The sequence below is a fragment of the Ructibacterium gallinarum genome (assembly GCF_014982785.1).
Lineage (GTDB): Bacteria > Bacillota > Clostridia > Monoglobales > Monoglobaceae > Ructibacterium > Ructibacterium gallinarum.
Genome location: NZ_JADCKB010000007.1, coordinates 1 through 24,070, shown reverse-complemented (window position 1 = coordinate 24,070; position 24,070 = coordinate 1). Strand labels below are relative to the sequence as shown.

The 24,070-nt window shown below is 42.3% G+C and carries 16 protein-coding genes and 1 rRNA gene; 12 read left to right on the top strand and 5 right to left on the bottom strand.

What is annotated here, in order from left to right; all coding sequences use genetic code 11:
• Positions 1 to 34: 34 nt before the first annotated feature.
• Genes INF28_RS04440 through INF28_RS04415 form a run of 6 tightly spaced genes read left to right on the top strand, consistent with a single transcriptional unit; the run spans position 35 to position 12,948 of the window.
• On the top strand, positions 35 to 3,268 hold the full coding sequence (locus INF28_RS04440; RefSeq protein ID WP_226392271.1) for a right-handed parallel beta-helix repeat-containing protein: 3,234 nt from the start codon (positions 35 to 37) through the stop codon (positions 3,266 to 3,268).
• Positions 3,265 to 4,998, top strand: a complete 1,734-nt coding sequence (locus INF28_RS04435) for an S-layer homology domain-containing protein (RefSeq protein ID WP_226392270.1) — start codon at positions 3,265 to 3,267, stop codon at positions 4,996 to 4,998. The genes INF28_RS04440 and INF28_RS04435 overlap by 4 nt, the downstream gene beginning before the upstream one ends.
• 15 nt (positions 4,999 to 5,013) lie before the next feature.
• Entirely contained in the window at positions 5,014 to 7,983 is a 2,970-nt protein-coding gene (locus tag INF28_RS04430; RefSeq protein ID WP_226392269.1) for an S-layer homology domain-containing protein, read from the top strand.
• Positions 7,980 to 9,185: a response regulator transcription factor gene (locus tag INF28_RS04425; protein ID WP_226392268.1), complete on the top strand. Its 1,206-nt coding sequence runs from the start codon at positions 7,980 to 7,982 to the stop codon at positions 9,183 to 9,185. Before INF28_RS04430 ends, INF28_RS04425 begins: the two co-directional genes overlap by 4 nt.
• 14 nt (positions 9,186 to 9,199) lie before the next feature.
• Positions 9,200 to 10,957 carry a sensor histidine kinase gene (locus tag INF28_RS04420; protein ID WP_226392267.1) on the top strand — a complete coding sequence of 586 codons (1,758 nt, stop codon included), beginning with the start codon at positions 9,200 to 9,202 and terminating at the stop codon, positions 10,955 to 10,957.
• A gap of 44 nt (positions 10,958 to 11,001) precedes the next feature.
• Entirely contained in the window at positions 11,002 to 12,948 is a 1,947-nt protein-coding gene (locus tag INF28_RS04415) for a Sip1-related alpha-galactosidase (protein WP_226392266.1), read from the top strand.
• A gap of 58 nt (positions 12,949 to 13,006) precedes the next feature.
• On the opposite strand, the gene INF28_RS04410 is transcribed toward INF28_RS04415, so the two are convergent.
• Entirely contained in the window at positions 13,007 to 14,257 is a 1,251-nt protein-coding gene (locus tag INF28_RS04410; RefSeq protein WP_226392265.1) for an FAD-dependent oxidoreductase, read from the bottom strand.
• A gap of 105 nt (positions 14,258 to 14,362) precedes the next feature.
• Here INF28_RS04410 and INF28_RS04405 point away from each other — a divergent pair, with 105 nt between their 5' ends.
• Complete coding sequence (locus INF28_RS04405; RefSeq protein ID WP_226392264.1) at positions 14,363 to 15,244, top strand: helix-turn-helix domain-containing protein; 882 nt, start codon at positions 14,363 to 14,365, stop codon at positions 15,242 to 15,244.
• A 28-nt stretch (positions 15,245 to 15,272) separates the two neighbouring features.
• Here the strand turns inward: INF28_RS04405 and INF28_RS04400 are convergent, their stop codons facing one another.
• Entirely contained in the window at positions 15,273 to 15,905 is a 633-nt protein-coding gene (locus INF28_RS04400) for an NAD(P)H-hydrate epimerase (RefSeq protein WP_264175688.1), read from the bottom strand.
• Between the two features lie 148 nt (positions 15,906 to 16,053).
• On the opposite strand from INF28_RS04400, the gene INF28_RS04395 reads away from it, so the two are divergent.
• The gene (locus INF28_RS04395; RefSeq protein ID WP_226392262.1) at positions 16,054 to 16,845 is read left to right on the top strand and encodes an N-acetylmuramoyl-L-alanine amidase; all 792 of its coding nucleotides are present in this window, start codon (positions 16,054 to 16,056) and stop codon (positions 16,843 to 16,845) included.
• 120 nt (positions 16,846 to 16,965) lie between these two features.
• On the top strand, positions 16,966 to 18,645 hold the full coding sequence (locus INF28_RS04390) for a stalk domain-containing protein (RefSeq protein ID WP_226392261.1): 1,680 nt from the start codon (positions 16,966 to 16,968) through the stop codon (positions 18,643 to 18,645).
• 225 nt (positions 18,646 to 18,870) lie between these two features.
• On the opposite strand, the gene INF28_RS04385 is transcribed toward INF28_RS04390, so the two are convergent.
• From INF28_RS04385 to INF28_RS04375, 3 genes are all read right to left on the bottom strand, one after another.
• The gene (locus tag INF28_RS04385; RefSeq protein WP_226392260.1) at positions 18,871 to 19,983 is read right to left on the bottom strand and encodes an ABC transporter ATP-binding protein; all 1,113 of its coding nucleotides are present in this window, start codon (positions 19,981 to 19,983) and stop codon (positions 18,871 to 18,873) included.
• 239 nt (positions 19,984 to 20,222) lie between these two features.
• Positions 20,223 to 21,101 carry a 16S rRNA (cytidine(1402)-2'-O)-methyltransferase gene (gene rsmI, locus INF28_RS04380; protein ID WP_226392259.1) on the bottom strand — a complete coding sequence of 293 codons (879 nt, stop codon included), beginning with the start codon at positions 21,099 to 21,101 and terminating at the stop codon, positions 20,223 to 20,225.
• Positions 21,098 to 21,859 (bottom strand): tRNA1(Val) (adenine(37)-N6)-methyltransferase, encoded by a 762-nt coding sequence (locus INF28_RS04375; protein WP_226392258.1) that lies wholly within the window; start codon positions 21,857 to 21,859, stop codon positions 21,098 to 21,100. The genes rsmI and INF28_RS04375 overlap by 4 nt, the downstream gene beginning before the upstream one ends.
• Before the next feature lie 486 nt (positions 21,860 to 22,345).
• On the opposite strand from INF28_RS04375, the gene INF28_RS04370 reads away from it, so the two are divergent.
• The 3 genes from INF28_RS04370 to INF28_RS04360 form a co-directional block, all read left to right on the top strand.
• Positions 22,346 to 23,395 carry a 3D domain-containing protein gene (locus INF28_RS04370; protein WP_226392257.1) on the top strand — a complete coding sequence of 350 codons (1,050 nt, stop codon included), beginning with the start codon at positions 22,346 to 22,348 and terminating at the stop codon, positions 23,393 to 23,395.
• Between the two features lie 260 nt (positions 23,396 to 23,655).
• Positions 23,656 to 23,817, top strand: coding sequence for a hypothetical protein (locus tag INF28_RS04365; protein ID WP_226392256.1), 162 nt, complete (start codon positions 23,656 to 23,658; stop codon positions 23,815 to 23,817).
• Between the two features lie 191 nt (positions 23,818 to 24,008).
• Positions 24,009 to 24,070 (top strand): 16S ribosomal RNA (locus tag INF28_RS04360); the annotation flags it as partial.

Sequence of the window (24,070 nt, the reverse complement as noted above, 5' to 3'; positions counted from 1 at the left end):
GAATCCGGACGGAGGTAAAAGAAGGAGGCCAATTATGAAAAAAATAGCAGTAGTATTGCTTTGTTTTTGCATGCTATGGACAGCGGCACCCCCAACGTTGGCGCAGGAAGAGGAAGTAATACTTTATGTATCACCGAATGGTTCTGACGCAGGAGACGGAAGTTATGAAAATCCACTTGCTACTTTAAATGGCGCTCGTCAGCGTGTCCAGCAGATAAAACGAAGTATAAAACAAGGACGTATTATTGTCAGTTTTTTAGAAGGAGAATATTCCTTTCATCAAACGGTTAAATTTTCCCGGGAGGATTCCGGAACCGAGAAAGTTTCCATTATCTATCGGGCGGAGCCGGGGCAGACGGTATCCTTTACTGGCAGCAAGCCGGTAGATTCTTCTGCATTTACTCCAGTTACGGATCCGGCAATCCGAGTGCGGCTGCGTCCTGAAGTGCGGGATCGCGTGGGACAGCTTGATTTAAAGCAGCAAGGTATTTCCAATATTGAAGCATATATGCGTCAACCCGGATTCAATTATGCTACAATTGGGATTGCCAAGCTTTATCTTGATAATCAGGAACAGGTTCTATCGCGCTGGCCAAACGAAGGTTATGCGTTGATTGAGGAGGTTTCCCAGTCAGGAAATATGATGTATACGGCAGAAAGTATTGTTTCAAATGCGAAGCCCATTGTTTTTCAGGGCGGTTACAGAGCAGAAAATTGGAAACAGGCAAAGGATGCTATTATAGAAGGATATTTTATGTGGGATTGGGCATATGAACAGCTCTATATGGATTATGTCACAGATAATAATGCAATTGTGACCCGGGACAGTATTACCAATTTTGGAATTGCACCAGGGAAACGGTTTGCAGTGTTTAATCTGTTAGAAGAAATCGATGCACCCGGTGAATTTTATATTGACCGTGAAAATCTTATTCTTTATTATTATCCGCCTTATCCAATTACGAATCAGATGAAGATGGATATTTCTGTTTTGACAGATGACATGGTTTATGCAAATGAACTCAGCTATGTGGGTTTTGAACGAATTCGGTTTGAAAAGACCCGGGGCGTGGCTGTCAATTTGTCAGATTGCGATCATATTTCTTTTTGGGGTTGTACCTTTGAGAATATAGGAAAGGAAGCCATTGATGTGATCGGCAACGAAATTGATATTCAGTCCTGTGACTTTTTCTATATTGGAGATTATGCGATTAATATGGATGGGGGTGACCGCAACACCCTGACACCAAGCAATAATGCCATTGAAAACTGTCATTTTTATAAGTTTAGTAACAGCCGAAAAACATATTCTGGCGCTGTTTCGCTCAGAGGAGCTGGACATACGGTACAGCACAATTTAATGCACGATTCCCCGCATCAGGCAATTTGGTTTGAAGGAAATGACCACAAAATTCAATATAATGAAATTTATGATGTGCTGAAAGAAACCATTGATGCAGGGGCCATTTATGCAGGGAGAGATTATGGAAGCCGGGGCAATGAGGTGGCATTTAACTATATTCATGATTTGGATTATTCCATGATTGCGCGAGGAACACAGAGTGGATATCTTGATGATGTTGCCATTTATATGGATGATATGTTCAGCGGGACCAGTATCCATCATAACGTGATTCAGCATGTTGCGCGAGGCATGTTGCTGGGCGGTGGAAGGGATATGACCGTATATAATAATATTATCATTGATGCTGCCCAATCCATGTATTTAGATCAGCGGGCTGTAGAACCTGGCACTGCAGGATACACCCAGGCTAAACCTGGAGGGGAGGCTTATAATAAAACCAAGAAATGGCCAGTGGAAAGTAGTTTGTGGCTGTCCAGATATCCGGAACTTAAAAATGTGTTGACCGATCCCATGCTGAATTACCCTGCGAATAATGCGGTATATGATAACCTGATTTATCAATCTGGCGAGGCCAATCTTCTACCGTACTTTTATGAACTTGCAAGAAAATTTACCAATAACGTAGTAATGGAAACCGGAGACATTTTTAAAGATCCAGAGACGCAGGATTATTCCATTCAAGAGGGAGCGGATATTCTAAAGAAAATCCCTGGACTTTCGGAGATTAATATGGAAGAAATCGGTTTATATCAGGATGCATACAGAACGGAAATTGCGCCGGCGGAAAGCATAGATTTTCGCTTGATTGCACCAAAAACAAATGCAAATGAGATTAATAATTTAAGTTACTTCTTTCGCTGGGAAAATCCTACCGGTGCAGACCGGTACAGGCTGGTTGTTGCAAAAGACGCTGCATTGCAGGATGTGGTCCTTGATGTTAATTCTCGTTATAATTATTATACGGTAGAAGGGCTTGATCCTGAGCAGACCACCTATTATTGGCAGGTGACGGCATTGGTAAATGGCCGGCAGATGCAGGGGGAATATCCTGCTTCCAGCGGAACATTACAGTTTACGACCAATTTATATGAACCGGTAGATAAAAGAGAGTTTAACGAATTATTCCAGACCGCATTACAAACGATTACGCGAATTGTGGAAGGAGAAGAACCAGGGCAGTATCGGAGCGGAACCAAAGCAGTATTAGAGCAGGCGGTGGATGAAGCAAGAAAGATGAGTATGCTTTTGCATCCAACACAGGAAGAAATTGATGCGCAAGCTTCTCAATTAGATGCCCTGCTGTTAAAAATTGATGGCGACCGTAATGTTGGCTATAAAAATTTTGGAGATATTTTAGCGGCGTCACCAACATGGAAAAGCAGCCAAGGAACGATAGAGAGCTCTAAAACTTCTTTAAAATTAACAGGACTCAATGCTGCGGCCGGAAATCAGGAGATCAACCCGGAATCTTATGAAATTTTATGCTTCACCCTAACTTATGACAATAGTTCAAGTTGGGTTGGAATGGGACTGCGGCAAACGCACCCAGAGGCAGCTGTTTATGATATTGCGTTGCCTTCTGATGCGTACCTGGTTGTCATTAAAGATGATCAGGTGGAATTACAGCGTTTTATTCATGGAAATAGTGAAGAAATGATTAAAATTGTACCTAACACCTTCTTTAAGAAAAATACACCTCATAGTATTGCCTTTGGAGCGGTCAATACCGGTGAAGGGGTGAGAATTATTTTGCAATGTGATGGTGAAACCGTCTTTAATGAGGTGGATACCACCAATCCGATTTATCAAGCCGGAGCATTTAGTATCTGTAGTGCATCAGCAGATGGTTACATCATGGTAGAAGGAGTTGACCAATTACCGAAAGGAAGTGTGATGGAATGAGAAAAACAGCGGTATTGCTTTGCTTAATGTTATTTCTAGGTTTGCTGCCTGTTTCGGCAACGCAAAACGGTATTCAAATAACGCAGGCGCGGGTAGATATGCAAACGGAGAAAATTATAATTGAAGGGACTGTGGACTCTGCCAGTGCGGGACAAGAGGTATTACTGCGCCTTTTTCAGTGCGGCAAAGATACGGCCGATGTGGAAACGGATCCTGAAGCACTGCTGAAAATAGATCAAATCATCAGTAATGCAGATGGCAAATTTTCTTTTCCGCCCTTTCGGATTGATATTAAGGATCCACAATTTATATCCGGTAACTTGAAATATTATATTGATTGTAATGGACAGCAATACATAGGCGCTTTGTATGTGGCGTCAGAAGACGAAATCAATACTGCGCTGGCACTGCTCCAGACAGCATTGAAAAATGGACAAGGGGTGGAGGATGCATTAAAAAATGCAGCTGATGCTTTGGCGCTGCATTCCGTATTATTTGATGCGGTCAGCAATGCAGGTCTTGCACAGTTACTGATAGAAGAATATGCTGTGAATCCTTCTTGTGTAGAAAGTGAAGCAATTTTACAGCAAACAGTACAAAAACTTGCATTGTTGCAGGCGTACAACGAAGAAAAATCTGAACTGGTTGTGTCTGGAACGGAATTTCTTTATCCGGAAATATTAAGGCTTGCCGATCTGGATGCGGCAAAAAATATTAGTGTATATCAGTATTATACAGAAAATATGCCGGAAACTGCAAAGAAAACAGTGATTGCAGCCATGATGGGCAGAAATTTGAAGACTTTGGACAATTTTTACCGCACCTTTGCCCAGATGGTAATTTTGCAGGGGGTATCCAATCCAAAACAGCCAGGCTGGGGGCATATTCGCAGTTTATTGTCTGAAAATGGTACCTATGCCGGTTTAAATATATCTACCTATCTTGGGTTAAGTCAGCAGAAACAGGATAAAGTAGATACGGTATTGGCTAGAATTGCTTTTGGCGCCAATATTCAGGAATTGCAGAAGGCCATGGATGATGCCATCAAAGCATTGGAGACTAGCCAAGGCGGAAATACTGGCGGCGGAAGTTCTGGCGGCGGAAATTCTGGTGGGGGAAGCCTTGGAAGCAGCGGTGCTCCCATTCGTGTGGATAATGATTTACTCCCTTCGAATAATGTTACCCAACAAATTTTTTCTGATATGAATGGCTATGAATGGGCAAAGGATGCAGTAGAAGCGTTGTATGCTAAAAAGATTATTAATGGTGTGGGAGACGGCCGCTTTGAACCTGCGGGACAAACCACGCGAGAGCAATTTGTAAAAATGTTTGTACTTTTGGTTCAGGCAGAATTGCTGCCAGCTGACCATTCGTTTATTGATGTTGATGCAGTGCAATGGTACGCGACTTATTTAACAACGGCAAAAAGTATGGGAATTATAGAAGGAAAACCGGACGGAAGTTTTGGAGTAGGAGAAAATATTACCCGGCAGGATGTTATGGTGATGCTGAAACGGGGACTTGATACTTTGCAGATTACTTTACCGGAGAGTGATGCTCCCGTCTTTCAAGATGCAGAAGAAATTGCTCCTTATGCCGAAGAAGCCGTTAGGGAATTAAGTGCAGCGGGCATAATACAAGGGGATGATAACGGGACATTTCGGCCCAATGATTTTTGCAGCCGTGCAGAAGCTGCTGTTTTGCTAAGTCGAGTACTGGCGCTGTTGTAAAGGGGGAGGAATTTTATGAAACGGATCATTTGCTTATTGATTGTGCTGTGTTTGCTGGGAGTTCCGGTCGCTGCGGAGGAAACGGAAGCGGCTATAGAAACTTCGGCCGAAACCAAAGCAGTTCGTATTATCAAAGGCCTTGGTATTATGCAGGGATATGAGGATGGAAGCTTTCGGCCAGAGGGCGCTCTGACTCGTGCGGAATTTGCGCAATGTATAGCGGCCTTTTTAGGGATGGCGACGGATGAAATAGGAGAAACGGCGGTAAACACAGCAATTTGGGAAAATGAATTTCATGGGACTCCTCTGCCTGAGGGAACGCAAACAGGGGAAGGCGCAGAAACTCAATCCGCATTGTTTGCAGATCTGCCGGCGGGGCACTGGGCATATGCAGCGGTTGAAAAAGTTATGCAATACCGTATTATGATCGGGACTACAGAAGGTTTGTTTGAACCTGATCGCCCTGTTTTGCCAGAGGAAGCTGTCAAAGTCATGCTTTGTCTGTTGGGGTATCAGGTGAATGCCGAGGTAAACGGAGGCTATCCCGCTGGATATTTGCTCATAGCAAACCGCCTGGATATTACCACCGGAATCGATCTTTTAGCGGAAAGCGGTATGACCAGAGGGCAGGTTGCACAGCTGATTTATAACTGTTTAAGCGTGCAGACACAGGCGGTAGATCAAATCGGAACAGAGTCTACGCAATTTTCTCCAACAGGGAAAACTTTGATGAGTGATTTCTTGAATATTGAGCAAGTGCGGGGAGAGATGACAGATAATGGTGTTACTTCTTATTCAGGCAGAAGTGAGATTGCTGAAAATCAGATAAAGATTGGTAATATTACTATAGAAGTAAGTGACACACAGGAAGAAATCCGAACCGAAATAGGGAGTATATTAGAGGCTTATTATCATGTGGATAAAAACGGAGGTCCAAATACGTTGGTTTACGCCGAGGTGTCTGATGTTAACCGTTATGTTTTTATTCCAGCAGAGGAAATTGATTCTTTTGAAGGAAACACTGTTTCTTATAATGAAAATAGCAAGACCCGAACACAAACGATTGCGGCTGGAACACAGTTTATCCATAATGGGACGGCGGTATCTACGCTGACCGATACCATGCGTGACTTAAGTTCAGGATGGATTAAGATCATGCAAAATGGCACCAATTTGGTGGTTATGAAAGACTACCGGGGCGTTTTTGCCAGCAGTGTCAATACGGATGAAGGAGTTATTTATGATAAACTGGATCCCTCATCACCCATCTATTTCAATCCAGAAGATCACAGTAAACACATAAGTATTAAAAACAAGGATAAAACCCTGGCATCTACAGAAGACCTTGGACCCAGTATGGCAATGATGATTGCAGACAGTATGTATGATGTAGAGATCATCCTCTGTGGCGCAGCAGTCAGCGGAACAGTGGAATACGTTGCTGCATCAGGAGAAGCGGGCGTGACAGTGAGTGGAACATTTTATCCGTTTACACAGGACTATCTGAATGCAAGCAATAAAATAACGGCAAACTTGGGTGAAAATGTAAATTTGTTTTTGGATACGGATCAAAAAATTGTTTGGGTTGAATCTGGAAATGCGGCGCAAGGGACTGTTTATGGATTTGTTGTCAATTCGGTAAAAAAAGATAGTTTTGATGGTGAATGGATGCTGAAAGTTTTTACTGCCGCAGGCGAGATGAATGAATATAATGTAGCAAGCCGTATCACGTTAAATGATGAACAAGGCCGGGAGTATACCTTAAAAGGGGAAGAGATTGATGCATGGCTTGCGGAGCGGACAGGATTTGTGGAATTTGAATTAAACAGCAATCAGGAAATCCGTAGAATCGTACTGCCATTAGAAGAAGGCACAAATGGTCAGCGCCTGTATAAAATTTATGAGATTACTGCTGCGGAAAAAGAGATGATGATGTATAAATCTTATACAAAAAATTTTGGATATCGAATCAATGTTAATGATTCGACTCGTGTTTTCAATATTCCGGAAGACTTTAAAAACGCGGCAGATGATGAGTTTTCCCTATTGACATCTTCGTTCTTTTCGGATAATATGACCTATCAGGTAACAGGCTATACTACTGTGCCGAATTCAAAAATGGCACAATATCTTGTAAACTATGGATCGGGAAGCAAACCGTTAAATAATAGCGATAAGTTGGCGGTGGTAACAGATGTGGTGCAGTCGTTGAATGAAGAAGGAGAACTTTGCAACGTACTTTATGCGAATAAAGCGGGCAGTGAAGTCCAGCTGTATGAAGGGGATGACTGTTCCTTTGACGCGGTGCCTCCAGCAGTAGCAGAGGCATCTGGGAAAACCTATCAAATTGCAAAAGGTGATATCATTCGGTATGGCACCGATGCCAGAGGAAAGGTGGCGCAAATTTATTTGGTCTATGATGCGGATGCAGAAAATCCTTCTGGCGGCCATCCGGGGTATTTGCCGGGAAATACGGAAAAGTATTACATCAAATCCAGTTACGTGGATATTGCCGCGAACGAAAATCATATGTATGAAGGAATATCACCTTATGGCGGCGGGTATTCTTTGCCCAATGGCAATCCTTATGGAAATTTAGGACAAAATACACAGCCGGCTCACTGGTTCGGCAGGGAGCAAAGGGTTATGCTTGGCTACGCATTGTCACGAGATGATGTTAGCGTTACCCTGACCACGCAGGATATGTCGGTTTATCCTGAATATTACCCCAACGGAATTCCCGCAGGAGCCGAAGAGGAAGGAGGTTATGTAGGAGTTTTTGTTACAGATGTAATTAGACTAGACAACACCCGTGTTGATGTGGTAGAATTAAGAGACAATGATGTAACGGTTAGAATAGGAAGCTTGTCAGATGTAGTGACCTATGCCGATGCAGGAAAGGAATGCTCCAAAATACTGGTGGCTTCAAATTATGGTGATGTAGTTCATGTAATCATCATTCAGAACTTTAGAAAGGGTGCATGACCGTGTATCAGGTTGTCATTGCTGATGATGAAATTTTGTTTCGCAAAAAGCTGCGAGAAATGATAGATTGGGAAGCCTTGGATTTTGAGGTTGCCGCAGCTTTTGGAAACGGTCAACGGGTTATGGAATATGTGAAGGAAAATCCTGTGGATGTGGTGCTAACGGACATTCGGATGAGTCCAGTGTCCGGGTTAGAACTGGCGCAGTATCTCCATGAGGATTTTCCTCATGTCAAGGTTGTTCTCATTAGCGGTTATCGTGAATTTGAATATGCGCAGGCGGCGATTCAATTTGGAGTTACAGATTATCTCGTAAAACCTGTCGGACGGGATGCAGTAAGAAATACACTTTTGCGTATCAAAGAAGAATGGAAAGCAGAACGCAGTCAAGGTTTTTCTCATTTATCCATCCGGCAGGCGTTTTTAAATTTACTTTCTGGAGATAAAACAGATGGGGCAGAGCAGCAGCTTGCGGATGCGGGCATTCATCTGTGCTGTGCACAGGCGCAGTATTTGCTGGCACAGATGGAAATTCTCAATTTCCATAATTATTTGGCGCATTATTCGTATGGAAAAGAAGGATTTTATAATTCTTTTTGTCAGATGGTTCCCAAATGTGATGCCGGAATTTATTATTGTGTGTTGCATATTTCCGAAGAAAAGTTTACCATTTTAGCAGTGGCGCAAAATCAGGAAAGAATGAACTTAAAAGAAAACGTGCGGTCTATGTTAAACCGGGTGATGAGAGATATCAGAATGGTTTTAAAGGCGGAGCCCCAAATGAACTTTAGAGAGCGCGTCTATGAATTAGAGGAATTAAGGCAGGCGTTTAAAAAGCAAATAGGCGAGGTAGTGATCCATACAGCGGAAAAAGTGGATTCTGTGTCTCCTGTGAAAAAAGCAGAAGAGTATATCTGTGCAAATTATTGGAAGGATATTTGCCAAGAAGAGGTGGCGGAATATGTGGGGCTGAGCGTTTATTATTTCAGCCGTCTGTTTAAAAATATTACGCAGGAGAAATTTGTTGATTATATCATTCGTATTCGTATGGAAAAAGCAAAAGAATTACTCATGAATACGGATATGAAGGTGGCTGAGATAAGCCAAAAGGTAGGATATGCCAATTATTCTACTTTCCATCGAATTTTCAAAGGGACGTTTGGATGTGCACCAGGGGAATATCGTGCAGCGCTTAATCAATAAAGGGAGGGCACGCCATGAAAAGGATGGCAAAAATTTGGGCATTGGTCAAAAAATACCGAATGCAAAGTGTCTTTTTTTCTTATTTGAAAATGCTTGGCGGCGCCGCGCTGGTTATTATTGTTTTATACAGTATTGTTTTATATGGTTATTACCAAAAAAGTCAAAAGGAGAATATGACGGCTTTTTCACAGGAGATTTTGACAACTGCAAGCGCAACCATGGATGGTATGTTTAATGAAGCTTTTCGTTATTATACATATGCCCTATCTAATCAATATGCACAGATGTTTTTGCAGTCTTCGCAGCAATATTTGAGTGGTGACCAATACCGTACCAAAATTCGCCCGATTCTCAATAGTTTGACAGAATTGGTCAGCTACAGTGATTATATCAGCGGTGTTTGGCTTTGTTCTTTTAACAATGAATATGTGTTGTCAACTATTTCTGGTGGAAAACTGGAAAACTTTGAACAAACATTATGGATGCGGCATTTCCGTGAAACAGGAGAAGAATATTTTGTTCTGTCGGCAGGAACGCAACAGGAACTTTTTGTTTGTAGATTGTTACAATCGGATGGATTGATTACTGTACAAGTGAATGCAGATAAGCTTTGGAAAAATATTCAAAGCGGTGAATATGTGAAGCAATTGATCATTTCTGATAGTCAAGATCATATTATTTTTTCTTCGGAACCTGATTTAACCGGGCAGGCACTCAAGCTTTTTTTCCCTGCAGAATTATCTTATGAAAAATTACGAAACGGAGAGGAATTTTCAGAAACAGACAAGCATGGGGTTACTGTTGCAACCTGGTCAGAATATGATTTGGTATATACCATGCAGGCAGATTTTCCATATGCTTTGGAAGACAATATGAGCAGTTTGCGTAATTTCTTTATAGGGATTAGCTTGATTATTTTATTGATGGCAGGTATTTTGTCGTTAACAGTGGCAATGCGGATTTACCGTTCTATTGTAAATGTCAGCAGTTTTTTTTATCCATCTCAGAACACATCGGAAATACAAAAATCAAATGAAATCTCTTATATTTCTGAGAATATCCTTAATTTATTTCAGAAACAAAAACAGGCAGAAAAAGAGCTGGAGCAACGCCGGCGAATGCTGGATAAAGCCAATTCAATCGCTTTGCAGGCCCAGATTTCTCCGCATTTTATTTCTAATACACTGCAGGCAATCGCTGCTTGTATTGCTGCTGAAGTGCGGGAGGATAATGAAGCGGTACAGTTGGTGTTACTCCTGGGCGAGCTGTTAAGGATTACTTTTGATACCAAAGATAATATTATTCCTTTGGATTTAGAAATAGAACATGCAAAAAAATATTTAGAAATACAGGAATTGAAATATGGCGGACTTCATACCGTATTATGGCAGGTAGAAGAGAATGCCAGAAAATGTCAGACGCTGAAGCTGGTTTTGCAGCCAATATTGGAAAATGCTATTGAGCATGGATTTGACAGCTGTGACCCCGATGGTGATGTGTTTTGTCGGATTTGCGTTCATATTTATCAAAAGGGACACAAGCTTTTTTTTGAAATCAGCGATAACGGAAAAGGAATGACACCAGAACAGTTGAATCGAATTCGTGCTAAGATGAACAGTGGAACCATTGCGGAAGGAAGCCATATTGGCCTTTCTAATGTGAATCAGCGAATCCGTTTGGCCTTTGGAAATGCATACGGTGTGCATATAGAAAGCGTATTAGGAATAGGGACTACGGTTGTGATGGAAATGCCGGCGGTTGAAAAAGTGTAAAATAATATAGGAGATACTTTTGATTAGAAGAAAGAGGGGGTAAAATGAAGTTAAGTATTACAGCAAAACTGCAGAATGGCAGTATCTCCTGCTCAAATGCGCGTTTGATGGAAATGGAAAAGGAGGGTCTGCATGCTATATACGCAGATGCTGTTCTTCCTGCGGAAAAATTTCCATACGGTGATTTTGTCTATCTGGATATGGATTGTGCCGTACAGATTGAGATAACAGAAATGGGAGAAATAACCGGTTTGATGGCTGATTATCGTTATCTGGAATATTGGTGTAAACCCTGCTTTTGTACGAAGCCGGAAGAAGTGCCAGAAGAAACGCAAGCATTGATATATCAAAGGCCGAATGGTGTCTTTGGCGTGATATTTCCGGTAGTGTCTGAAGAATACAAATGTACCTTGCGGGGAAGTAAAAACGCACTGCTTGCAGAGGTATACAGCTGGTATTACGGGAAAAATGAGTGCAGAGCCCTGGCATTTGTTTGGGGAGAATCGAAGGATCCCTTTACTTTGATGAAACGGCTTGCCGCATATGCAGCGGAATTGATGGGAAAAAGTACCATGCTTCGGGAAGAACGGGTATATCCCGAGATTTTTGAATATTTAGGATGGTGCAGCTGGGATGCTATGCAGATTCGGGTAAGTGAGCAAGGACTTTTGGAAAAATGCGGGGAATTTAAAGAAAAAGAAATACCGGTGGCCTGGGCAATTATTGATGATATGTGGGCGGAATCCAAGCAGGTCAAACAACTGCAGGATAAGCGGGGCGAAGAAATGTTTCAGGGAATGCATGACAGCATGCTGTATTCCTTTCAGGCGGATACCGAACGGTTTCCGAATGGATTGGCACATTGTAGTTCGGAAATGAAAAAGTTTATTCCTAAAATAGGGATCTGGCACCCTACGACCGGTTATTGGCGGGGAATTGATCCGGAAGGTGAAATTGCGAAAAATCTTTCCGAATTGCTGGTAAAAACCGGAGATGGCCGGTTGGTACATAGTTGGGAATATGGTAAGGCATTTGCGTATTACGATGCGTTTCATGAATTTTTACAAGACTGCGGAGCAGATTTTGTTAAGATCGATGCACAAAGCTTTTTAAAAGGTTTTTATAAGGGCAGGGAACCCATTGGTAAATTGGCAAGAGACCAGCATAAGGCGATTGAGGAATCGGTACGGAAACATTTTAAAGGACAGCTGATCAACTGTATGGGTATGGCAAGTGAAAATATGTGGAACCGGCCATATTCTGCTATTTGCCGATGCAGTGATGATTTTCAGCCGGAGAACCGAGCGTGGTTTGTGCAGCATCTTTTGCAGTGTTCCTTTAATTCGTTGGTACAGGGACAGTTTTTGTGGTGTGACTGGGATATGTGGTGGACTGACGATTCACAGGCAATCAAAAATAGCGTTCTGCGTGCCATGAGCGGCGGGCCGGTTTATATCAGCGATAAAATTGGAAGAACACGCAAAGAGGTACTCTTGCCGCTGATGTACGAGGACGGAAGAGTGATCCGCTGTGATAGGCCCGCCATGCCTACAGCGGATTGCTTGATTGCAGATCCTATGAAAAGCGGAAAAATTTTTAAGTTACAGAATATCTGTCGCGGAAGCGGAATACTTGCAGCATTTCATCTGAGTGAAGGCAGTTCGGACGTATCGGGGACGATTTCTCCATCGGATGTTCCGGGACTTTCAGGGAATTGTTTTGCTGTATATGAATATTTTTCCAGGGAATTGCATATTTTGGAATATCAGCAGTGTATGGAAATCACTTTGGTGGGACCAGATGATATCCGGCTGTATAATATTGTACCTCTAATAGATGGAAATGGCGTGATTGGAAGAATTGATAAATATATCTCTGCTGGGACGGTGCGGTATTTGGAAAGTGGAGGAGCAGCGCCTGAAGAGGAAGGACCTTGGGCTGAGGTGCAGGATTACCAGTTGAAAGTTTGGAATGAAAATATGTCTTTATAGGTAAAAAGGAAAGCCCGTAGGGAAGGTGAACCTTCCTTGCGGGCTTTTGGTAGAAAAATCAGAAAAACGCGCCGTGTTGTTTTAGTGTTTCCTGAAGGCGGGAGATATTGATGGCACGAACACTGCAGGAATCTTTTAACGCCAGTGCCGCTGCGGTCCCGGCCGCCTGCCCCAAGGTGCTGCAAATTGGCATAATGCGGTAAGAGGCCTGCGCCTCATGGGTGGAAGAAATACAACGGCCTGCGGCGAGCAGGTTCTCCGTTTTTTGAGGGATCAGGCTGCGGTATGGAATGGTGTAATAAACTCCTTGGGGGAAATAATAGTGGCTGGTTCCGCTTCCTTCTGGATTGTGGATGTCTATGTCATAATTTCCAGCAGCTATCGCATCTTCAAATTTGATGCAGTTTTTTAAATCTTCGGCAGTCAGAAGATAGTCACCGTCGATCATGCGGCTTTCTCTGGCGCCAGTTTGCATAGCGGTCATAAGTAGTTCAGCATTTTGGAACCCATCAATGTTTTCCTTTAAAAAATGATACAGCTCAAAAACTTGTTCCCGGGCTTCAATTTCAGCATTGGTAATATCTTCGGCATCTACAGGGTTCCTTTTTACGATTCGGGTAGAATTGAAATGCAAAACGCCTGGAAGAAGAGTTGGAAAAATCAGGACATCTTCTCTGGGGTTTTTAATTTTTCCTTCCCGCTGAAACTGCTGATAAAGCGGATTAATGCTATTTTTTGATTTCTCAAAGGCCGCAAGATCTACGTTCCCAAGGCGGAAGCATAGTGTCATAGGCTGGCAAAGCTGGTCGGCTTCTCGCCCCAAATGATAGGGACAGCCGGACAAAACTGCAAGATCTGCATCTCCAGTGGCATCGATAAAATATTTTGCTTTAATGATCATATTGCCTGACTTGTTGGCCAGAGTAATGTCCTGGATTTGGCCGTTTTCTACTGTAACCTGCGTCAAATAAGAATGAAACAGCAATTTTACGCCGGCGCGTAGAACCATTCGGTTCAGCACCAGTTTGAGGATTTCCTCATGAAATGTCATATCTCCTTTTCCTAAACCGCCGGCTTCTCGCAGTTCCTCCAAAATTTCTCGAAACAGGCCAGCGCTTAAAAATTTGCGTTGATTTCCTTCTTGTGTCCAATATGGCATAAATGGGTTCACCAGACAGGTTACAGCAGCGCCGCCCAGACAATTGCCGCGCTCTGCCAGTAAAACCGAGGCGCCTTGCCGCGCAGCGGCAATGGCAGCGCAAACGCCGGAAAAGCCTCCGCCAATCACTGCAATATCATATGTATTCAATTTTAATCACCTCACTTTTTATTATGCATGGAAAAAAACAGAAAATCTTATAAAAAAGAAAGGGAATTATTGCACAAACGAAACTTTTGCGGTATAATATCAGGCATGAAAGAATCCTTATTAAAAGGTGTGGTGAGTATGGAATATCAAACATTAGAGACTTTGCTTAAAGCATTATGTGAAGGAAATGACCTTCACATATGTATACATGATATTTCCGGAATTTTAGAACAACCGGAATTAGAATTGCCGTTTTATTATCAGATTCATGCCCGGCCTTTTTGTGATGTGGCCAAAGAAACCCGTTTGGGCTTGGAATTATGTCTGCGGTGTAAGGAACGTGCAAATCAAAAAGCAGTTCGGACTGGAGAGTATTTTGACGGACGGTGTGCCTATGGACTTTACGAACTGGTATATCCCGTAAAAATAGATGGGAACATAAAGTGCATTATTTATATTGGATATATTGAAAAGAATTATCGTGAGACAGAAGAAAGTATGATGAAAACAGCCCGATTTACTGGTACAGATGCAGGACGCTTGCGTTCGTGCCTTGCACAAGCCCAGAAATATGTGAGCCGGGAGCATTATCTGTCCCTTGCACGATTGACGGAAGAACGGATTCGGATGTTGTATCAGAGCGCAGAATTGCGGGGCGGCGGGAACAGGCATTGGGTTGTGAAAAAAATCTGTCGGGATATTGAAATGCATTTTTCCGGAGAGCTTAGCCTGAAACGGGAAGCACAGCTGTATTTTCTCAATGAAAAGTATGTGGGACGTTTGTTCCGACGGGAAACAGGGTTGACGTTTCACGAATACTTAAATCGAGTAAGGCTTACACATGCACTGCAACAGTTGCAAAAAACCCAAAAAACAGTTTTGGAAATTTCTCTCGAAAGCGGTTTTCAGAATGTCACTTATTTTAACCGGATATTTAAAGAGACATTCGAGATGACACCCATTCAATATAGGCAGAGAAAAACATAGACAATATATAATTAAGGTGTATGGGGATTTATTCAAGGCCAATGTCTTTTAAAACCAATTTACCGCACAGTTGTAATCCTTCCGCAGTGGTTTGTCCTTTTTTCAAGCGTGCAAAAGTAACGGTAGTATCCGCCTGTACGGCGTCCGGAGCACATTCGCCAGTGTCAGCGTTTAAGCCACTGGGAAGATCCAGTGCAATTTTTTTTGCATCAGAGGCGTTGATGGCTCGTATGGCAGAGGCCGCAGGTTCCCGGAAACTGCCATGAAAGCCTGCGCCATAGACTGCGTCCACAATGAAATCCGCTCCTTGGAAAAACGGATCGCTGGTCTGTGGTTCATATTGTACCACTTCTATACCGCATTGGAGACAGCGGTCAAAATTGATTTTGGCAGAATCGGTCACGGGAAGACCTTCTGCCATGATGATCATAACCATGGCACCGGCGGCTTGGAGCAGGCGTGCGACAACGTAGCCGTCTCCGCCGTTGTTCCCTTTTCCGACGGCAATAATGACAATTTTTCCTTCAGGTTTATATTCTTTTATAATCTCTTCGGCAGCTGCTATACCTGCGTTTTCCATCATTGTCAGATAGGAAATGCCGCGGCTTGCAGCGGTTTTTTCTATTTCTTTCATTTCTTGTGCGGAGACTGGAGCTTTCATATTGCATAATCCTTTCTTTTTAATTATATTTTCAGTATAACATACCGCGGAAGGTTTGGCAAGGTGTCACCTTTTTTGAAAGTAGCGCATATACTGTAGTGTAACATAGGACAAAGGTGCGGTCTGTATCAAAAAAGGAGGAGGGTATATGAATATCTTTTTAATTGCCGGCCATGGTGATGGGGACAGTGGCGCCGTAGGGAATGGTTATTATGAAGCAAACCTGACTCGGGAAGTGGTCAGTATGCTGCCGGAGTTTTTGGCGCCTTATGCGGATGTCACGGTTGGAGATACCAATCGTAACTGGTATGAATGGCTCAAAACCAATTCCTTTAACTTCCGGCCGTATCAATATGTGCTGGAAGTGCATTTTAACGCTGGAGTGAATGATTCTGCGGGCAATGGGAAAGTGTCCGGTGCGGAGGCATATGTCACAACCAGCGAAACGGGAATTGCGGTGGAAGAAGCTATTTTACAGCAGATGACGATGGTTGGCTATACCAACCGCGGCGTAAAAAGAAAGAATTTTAGTGTCATTTCCAAGGTGCAGGCGCAGGGCGTTTCTGCCGCTTTGCTGGAAGTTGCTTTTATCGATGATAAAGATGATATGTTGCTTTATCAAACAAAAAAGCGGGAAACAGTGCAGGCAATTGCACAAGGAATCATACAAGGATTTGGATTAAATACGGAAAGTGGGGATCTTACAATGCAGCAATATGAAGAATTAAATCAGAGAATCAATGATTTGGAAAGCAGACTGAAAAATGCAGAAACCCAATATAATTATATCGATGAAAACATGCCGGAATGGGCACGTCCCACCATACAGAAACTGGTAGAAAAAGGTTTTTTGCAGGGAAACGCTAATGGTGAACTTGGATTAAGCAATGATATGATGCGGATTTTTGTGGTCAATGACAGGGCTGGACTCTATGGTTGATGCCCAGTAGTATTTTTGGAATAAAAAATTTATGAAACACCTATCTTCGCTAAAAGCGGCCGTTGATTTGGCCGCTTTTTATGATATAATGTACAAAATGGAGATAGGAGGGGAGTGCAAGTGAAAAAAAGTATAGCAGTGGTTTTGTGCCTGTTGTTTCTTTTTGGGGAAAATGGGCAAAGACTTCAAGTGTGTGCAGAAGAGAAAGCGATCCAGGTTTGTTTGGACGGAGTCATGTTGGATTTTGATGTTGCCCCGTACATAGAGGAAGGCAGAGTTCTTGTCCCCATGCACAGAATTTTTGAAGCATTGGGATATGTTATCCAATGGGATGAGACTTTGCAGCGCGTGACGGCAGAGCGGGACGATTCGTGGATCCAGCTCACAGTGGGAGATAAGCTAGCGGTTTTGGATCATTATGAATGGGGTATTTCCCTTGATGTCCCACCCTGCATCACCGAGGATAGAACCATGGTGCCTTTGCGTTTTGTGGCTGAAATAGCGGATTATGATGTCTTGTGGGATGAACAGGGCAGTACAGTTTATATCGAAAATTCTTGTCAAATGGAGACAAGCAGGCCATTTCAGTATTGTGCCTTGCAGGGAAAGACAATGTGGGCGGAAGGAATTTGCTTTGCTTTGGATGGGACATTTTTTCAGGAGGGAATTGGGGACGGAGAAGAACTGCAGCTCTGCGGAACGGATTTATATTATACCAATGCAGAACATTATGTTTACCGGACAAACCTCCAAACTGGCGAGACGAGCCAGATTCTCTTTTCCCCCGTTTCGGGTATTCTGATCAGGGAAAATCAACTTTTTTATATTAAAGAAGACGGCTATCTATATCGGTCTAATCTCATTGGGGGACAGGAGCAGCGAATGATGGATCACCCTTGCAGTGATTACCGGGTGGCAGAAGACAACATCTATTATATTCACGGTTTAAATCATCAGCTTTATGTATACAAAATGGCAGAAGGTAGTACCGCGCAGCTTTACGGCGGATATACTTCCTGCTTCGACGTTGTGGAGGATATGATCTATTATGGTAAAGCGGAACGTCAGGGAGAAGAAATACGGTATTTGGGAATTGGAAGTTATAATATGACCAATCAAAGAGAGGTAGATTTGCCAGAATTGGAGACTGCTCAAGCTGAGAGCCTGTGGGTTTGGCAGGATAATTTGTTTTATCAAACACCTGATTTCGGCGTCGGCGCAGAATTGTATCGGTATGGTTTAAATCGCGGCTATTACGCAAAAGTTTTGGATGGTATCAAAGGCAGCAGCGAGATACATGGAAGCTATATTTGTTATTATGCCGAGCCGGAAGAAATGGAGCAGGAGCAGAAACCGTTATTGTACCTTGCAGAGACAGATGGAAGCAACTGTGTTTCGATCCAGGAAATAATGTTTTCCGCATTGTTTTGGTCACATATCCAAGGCAATGTTCCGGCAGAGGAAGATTTTGATTTGCTTTTAAAAAAGGAGCTTTCAGCATTTTTTGAGGAGCCTTACGCAGTGCAATATCGCTTGTTGCGGGATCAACCCATACAGATAGGCATCGGGTTTCCTAAATATTATGTATGGACGGCCGCATTGGATGCGGAAGGGAATATCATGAAAGAGGGAGCCATGATTTTGAAAGCCATAAATAAACAGGGCTTTGTGACGGAATATTTTCTTTCCAGGGAAGATATTCTTGCGGATCCAGAATTGGTTTTAGAATATTTTCCAGCTCTCCTTTGCGGACGGATTCAAGAATGGGCGAAAAGCGGAGAAGGGGGGAGTTTGGAATGAAGATATTTCATTTAGTAGTAGACATTATTCGGATGGCAAAGATTAAATCGAAGAAGGGTTTCTAAACGATTGGAGAATGGAAGCTGTTCTCTCATACAGAGCTCAGTTCAAGAATGTAATGGACGGATTGATGCCTTTGAACAAGGTACAAAAAAGAGGATAACGAAGCCGTTATCCTCTTTTTAAACCTCAAAAACAATGCATATGCAATGAAAGCTTTTAATCTTAATGAATAATTACGTTTTCTGTCTCTTTGTCAAACAGATGGATCTTGTTGGCATCCAGCGCAATCTTAATGTGATCTCCATGTTTTGCAGTAGTACGCGGATTTACCCTTGCGGTTACATCTACGCCGGCAATCTGGAAATACAGGAATGTTTCTGCACCCATCATTTCTGTCAGACCAATATCCACCTCTGTGGTACATTCAGGAACAGTGGAAATAAAAGCTTCATCATCATAAAGATCTTCCGGACGAATACCCATCAAAACTTCTTTGCCGTTATAAGCCTGAACTTCTGCTTTTTTACCTTTTCCGTCAGGCAGTTTCACAGAAAAGTCGCCGGATTTTAAATAAGTACCTTCTGGTTTGCAGTCCACAGTAACATTGATGAAATTCATCTGCGGAGAACCAATAAAACCAGCTACAAATACATTGCAGGGATAGAGATACAGATTGGAAGGAGTATCTACCTGCTGAATAATACCGTCTTTCATAACAACGATTCTGGAACCCATGGTCATAGCTTCGGTCTGGTCATGGGTAACGTAAATGAAGGTGGTTTCCAGTTTCTTATGCAGTTTACCGATCTCTGTTCTCATTTGAACACGAAGTTTTGCATCCAAGTTGGACAAAGGTTCATCCATCAGGAAGACTTTAGGATTACGCACGATAGCACGTCCCAGAGCAACACGCTGTCTCTGACCGCCGGACAAAGCCTTCGGCTTTCTATCAAGCAGGTGTTCGATGCCCAGGATCTGTGCAGCTTCGGTAACTTTTCTCTTAATTTCATCTTTCGGAACTTTTCTTAATTTCAAACCAAATGCCATGTTCTCAAAAACGGTCATGTGCGGATACAAAGCATAGTTCTGGAAAACCATTGCAATATCTCTGTCTTTAGGAACGACGTCATTCATTAATTGGTCGTCAATGTAAAGTTCTCCTTCAGAAATTTCCTCAAGACCTGCAATCATTCTCAAAGTAGTAGATTTACCGCATCCGGAAGGACCTACGAATATGATAAATTCTTTATCCTCAATTTCCAGATTAAAATCCTTAACGGCTGTAAAGCCGCCGGCATAAGTCTTGGTGATATTTCTAAGACTCAAACTTGCCATAATATAAACCCTCCTAAAATATTAAGTTTCATCGTTTATGCAAATATTCTAACACAAAATCAAAGGGAATGTTAGAGCCTATTTACACAAATTTAAAAATTTCTTTTTAGTGAAATTGTCTAAAGGGCTGTTTTTGCTTATTTTAGCGTACATATTGACCAAATAATAGGAAGAAATTCTTGGCAATTATGCCTAACAGCTTTGTAGGTTTATCTAAAAATTATGCTAAAATTCAGTTATTATTTGTCACCAGTGCATCGGCTGATTTCACCAAGTTCATCTTTTAGCCGTAAATAAAGTTCGTAAATTTCACGGCGAGGCTGGTGTAGGGTGTCTGCAACCTGTTTGGTCAGCTCTTTAGCCCGCATTCCCTCTGCTGCATATTTTCGGATGAGTTCTTCGGCGGAAGGTAGATCGGCGATGGAAAGTTGATGCACTTCTTTAGGATCAGCTCCTGCCAGAACGAGGACAAACTCTCCCTTAGGCGGATTGGTTTCGTAGTAGGTAATTGCATCGGATAAATCCGTGCGTCGGTATTCCTCAAATCGTTTGGTCAGTTCCCGGGCCAAAGTTAAACGGCGGTTACCAAAAACCATATACATATCTCTCAGTGTGGTGAGCAATTTATGAGGTGCTTCGTAAAAAATAAGGGTTCTTGTATCTGTTTTAAGACTATTTAGGTGTTCCATACGGTTTTTTTTGTTTACAGTCAGAAATCCTTCAAAGGCAAAACGTCCCGTTGGTAACCCGGAACCTACCAAGGCGGTGGCAAAGGCGCAGGGACCTGGCAGTACCTCGACCGGAATTTGCTCTCTTGCACATAGCCGTACCAAATCTTCTCCAGGATCAGAAATGCCCGGCATACCTGCATCGGTAATTACAGCAATTTGCATTCCATTTTTTAATTTTTCCAGTAAATAATTTCCCTTTTCCCGTTTGTTATGTTCATAATAACTGGTGACCGGAACCTGAATACCAAAATGTAGAAGAAGTTTTTTGCTTACACGGGTGTCTTCTGCGGCAATCAAATCAACACTTTGCAGCTGCCGAAGTGTCCTCAAAGTAATGTCTTCCAAATTGCCAATGGGTGTGGCACAGAGATATAGTTTTCCATTCATAGCTGTAATTCCTCCCGTCCGTATATTGCGTGAATTTCTTGCGAGTAAATCCCCGGTTTTTCGTAGATATAAAGAGGTGGGTCTAAAAATAATTGCGGTTTTCCCTGACGGGTTCCTTCTATGAGAATCATAGAGGCGGTTTTGTAAGGATAAGGGTGAACAAACCGCAGCCGTTTGGGCTCTATTCCATAATGTTTCATAGCAGTAATAATATCAACCAATCGGTCAGGCCGATGGATTAGGCACAGCTTTCCAAGGGGCTTTAATATTATAGAAGAAACTCGTATTATGTCATCTAAAGAACATAAAATTTCATGCCTGGCTATTGTGGTTTCATCTGCTTGATTTAAAATCCCGCTGCCCAATTTTTTATAGGGCGGGTTACAAGTTATATATTGGAAAGAACTCCTTCCAAAATGCTCAGCCGCATTTTTTAAGTCATCACAGTAAATGGAAATCTTGTTTTCCAGACCGTTTAGTTTGACAGAGCGGCTGGCCATTTGTGCCACTGTTTTTTGTATTTCAACCCCAATAATTTTTTCGGCCTGTGTTTTTGCACTGAGTAAAATTGGAATAATTCCACTGCCAGTACAAAGGTCAAGAACGTGTACATTTTTTTTAATGGTTTTAGATGCATAGTCGGCTAGTAAAACTGCATCCACTCCAAAGCAAAAGCCACTGGGGTTTTGAATTAATTTTAGTCCTTGAAGCTGTAAGTCATCAACACGTTCATGAGGAAATATTAGATTGTCGTTCATTGTCAAATTCCTCCGAATTTATCCAAATTTGCATTTTTGAGAGGACTTTTCTTATAAATTTGTGCATTTTGCACAAATAAAAAATTTTTTTAAAAAAAGACCCCCTGGGTTGGAAAAATCCTTGATTTTTCAAGGGTTGCAAAGCTTGTTACATTTTTGTTACAACTATGTAACGAAAATGTGTCCGGTAAATTTTTTGCTTTCTTTTAGTATAACAGAAAAATATGTATTGCACAATAACCAAAATTTATGGTATATTTTTCCAAATTGGGTCCATTTAAAAGGATTTGGGTGAAATAAAGACCTTTTTGAAGAAAAATTGCTAATGATTTAAGCTGAGGAGATATGAAGCAAAATAAAAAGAAATTAAATCAAATTTAAAATTTGACGAAAAATTTATTTGCCGTTATAATGAGCCATGTAGTAGCATAAACCAGAAATTTCCATTTTTGAAGGACTGGTCAAAAAATATTACGAGGTGATTTGATGTTAAAAGAACTGAGAGGAAAGTTCTCGGCAATTTCTGCATCGGCTAAAAAGAATGCGGCGCTGGTAGTTGCTTCGGCAACGATTATTACCACTTGTTGTAATTTTACGTATGCGGCGCAGAATGTAGTAACAATTGCAGATGCAGGCCGTACCCCCATTAGGATAACAACGGCGGATACGAATGTCGGTAAGATTCTTTCCAAACAGGGTATTGTTTTGAATCAGGGCGATGAATTAAATTATGCATTGTCTGATGACATTCAGAATGATGCGGTAATTAAAATTTATCGGGCCATGGATGTTAGTGTCACTTATATGGGCGAAACCAAGAGTTATCGCACCGTAGAAACAAAAGTGTCGGATATCCTTCAAGATTTGGATTTACCTGTGGATGCGGGAGATGTGGTAACACCGTCCTTAGACAGTACTGTGACGGAAGGCGCCAGCATTAATGTGGTTCTTTATGATAATCATAATGTAACCGTACAGGAAGAAATTGCATATTCCACGCAGGAGCGCGAGAATACGGCGCTTGCTTCTGGTGAAAGAAGAGTGGTGCAGGCTGGACAAAATGGTGTTATTGAATATGAGTACAATATCCAGTACGAGAATGGAAAAGAGATTTCCCGGCAGCTGGTACGGGAAACACGGCTTGCCGAACCGGTAGAAGAAATTGTAGAATACGGTCCTGAAGATGTATGGGAACTGGGTGTGGTGCCGGCTAGCAAGCCCACCAACTATACTAGAGTGGAGCGTTTCCAGGCAACGGCTTATGATGCTTCTCCTGCTGACAATGGAATCTGGGCTGGAAAGACTTCAACGGGTATGCCTTTGGTGTATGGTGTAGTTGCAGTGGATCCTCGTGTGATACCATATGGAACGAAGATGTATATCGAATCCGTTGACGGACAGTATAAGTATGGATATGCAATTGCCGGTGACTGCGGAGGCGCAATCAAGGGAAATAAAGTAGATCTGTTTTTCCCGAACCGAAGCACTTGTTATCAATTCGGCAGACGAGATGTTAATATATATTTCTTAGACTGAGAAAAAAAGGTAATGTTTTTAGCGCAGAGCGAAGAGCTCTGCGCTGTTTTTGTAAAAAAACAAGGGAAAAAGGTATTGACAAAAGGGGAAAGATGTGGTAGGATATAAAAGTTGCTGCGGGAGCGGCAGAGGATTTAAGGGAAGGGTCAGAAAAAGGCCACGAAAAAAATCCGAAAAAAGTGAAAAAAAGGCTTGACAAAGGGAAATAAAGATGGTATAATAGTCAAGCTGTTCCCCCAGAGGGACAACCTGGTAAAGCAATGGCTCAGCCAGGAGCAACAACGGAGCGAAGCGAAGTTGTAGGGCTCCCGAAAAACGGAAGTTTTTTGGGAAAGAGGAGCAACAACGAAGCGGGTGAGATTTTGGCGGAAAGCCAAAAGGAGCGAAGCGAAGTTAGTTGCGACGTGATGTTTGAAAAGTAAACAGTGAGGAAGCGGTAATACGAAAAGTACGAAGTACAGTATTACGACAATTGCACAAGGTAAATACCTTGTCAATTCCAAAGTTTAAAGACAAAAGTCTAACGAACTTTAACGTTAGTATTCGATAAAGAGCTGAGAAGCGATCGATTACGAGTATATAGGCAAAGCGAAAGCTTTGAGTATATAACAATATAATCGAGAGTTTGATCCTGGCTCAGGACGAACGCTGGCGGCGTGCCTAACACATGCAAGT

Bases quoted from the DNA above. Each gene is read 5' to 3' on its own strand.
- INF28_RS04440 (WP_226392271.1), top strand. From the start codon at position 35: ATGAAAAAAATAGCAGTAGTATTGCTTTGTTTTTGCATGCTATGGACA.
- INF28_RS04435 (WP_226392270.1), top strand. From the start codon at position 3,265: ATGAGAAAAACAGCGGTATTGCTTTGCTTAATGTTATTTCTAGGTTTG.
- INF28_RS04430 (WP_226392269.1), top strand. From the start codon at position 5,014: ATGAAACGGATCATTTGCTTATTGATTGTGCTGTGTTTGCTGGGAGTT.
- INF28_RS04425 (WP_226392268.1), top strand. From the start codon at position 7,980: ATGACCGTGTATCAGGTTGTCATTGCTGATGATGAAATTTTGTTTCGC.
- INF28_RS04420 (WP_226392267.1), top strand. From the start codon at position 9,200: ATGAAAAGGATGGCAAAAATTTGGGCATTGGTCAAAAAATACCGAATG.
- INF28_RS04415 (WP_226392266.1), top strand. From the start codon at position 11,002: ATGAAGTTAAGTATTACAGCAAAACTGCAGAATGGCAGTATCTCCTGC.
- INF28_RS04405 (WP_226392264.1), top strand. From the start codon at position 14,363: ATGAAAGAATCCTTATTAAAAGGTGTGGTGAGTATGGAATATCAAACA.
- INF28_RS04400 (WP_264175688.1), bottom strand. From the start codon at position 15,905: ATGAAAGCTCCAGTCTCCGCACAAGAAATGAAAGAAATAGAAAAAACC.
- INF28_RS04395 (WP_226392262.1), top strand. From the start codon at position 16,054: ATGAATATCTTTTTAATTGCCGGCCATGGTGATGGGGACAGTGGCGCC.
- INF28_RS04385 (WP_226392260.1), bottom strand. From the start codon at position 19,983: ATGGCAAGTTTGAGTCTTAGAAATATCACCAAGACTTATGCCGGCGGC.
- rsmI (WP_226392259.1), bottom strand. From the start codon at position 21,101: ATGAATGGAAAACTATATCTCTGTGCCACACCCATTGGCAATTTGGAA.
- INF28_RS04375 (WP_226392258.1), bottom strand. From the start codon at position 21,859: ATGAACGACAATCTAATATTTCCTCATGAACGTGTTGATGACTTACAG.
- INF28_RS04370 (WP_226392257.1), top strand. From the start codon at position 22,346: ATGTTAAAAGAACTGAGAGGAAAGTTCTCGGCAATTTCTGCATCGGCT.
- INF28_RS04365 (WP_226392256.1), top strand. From the start codon at position 23,656: ATGGCTCAGCCAGGAGCAACAACGGAGCGAAGCGAAGTTGTAGGGCTC.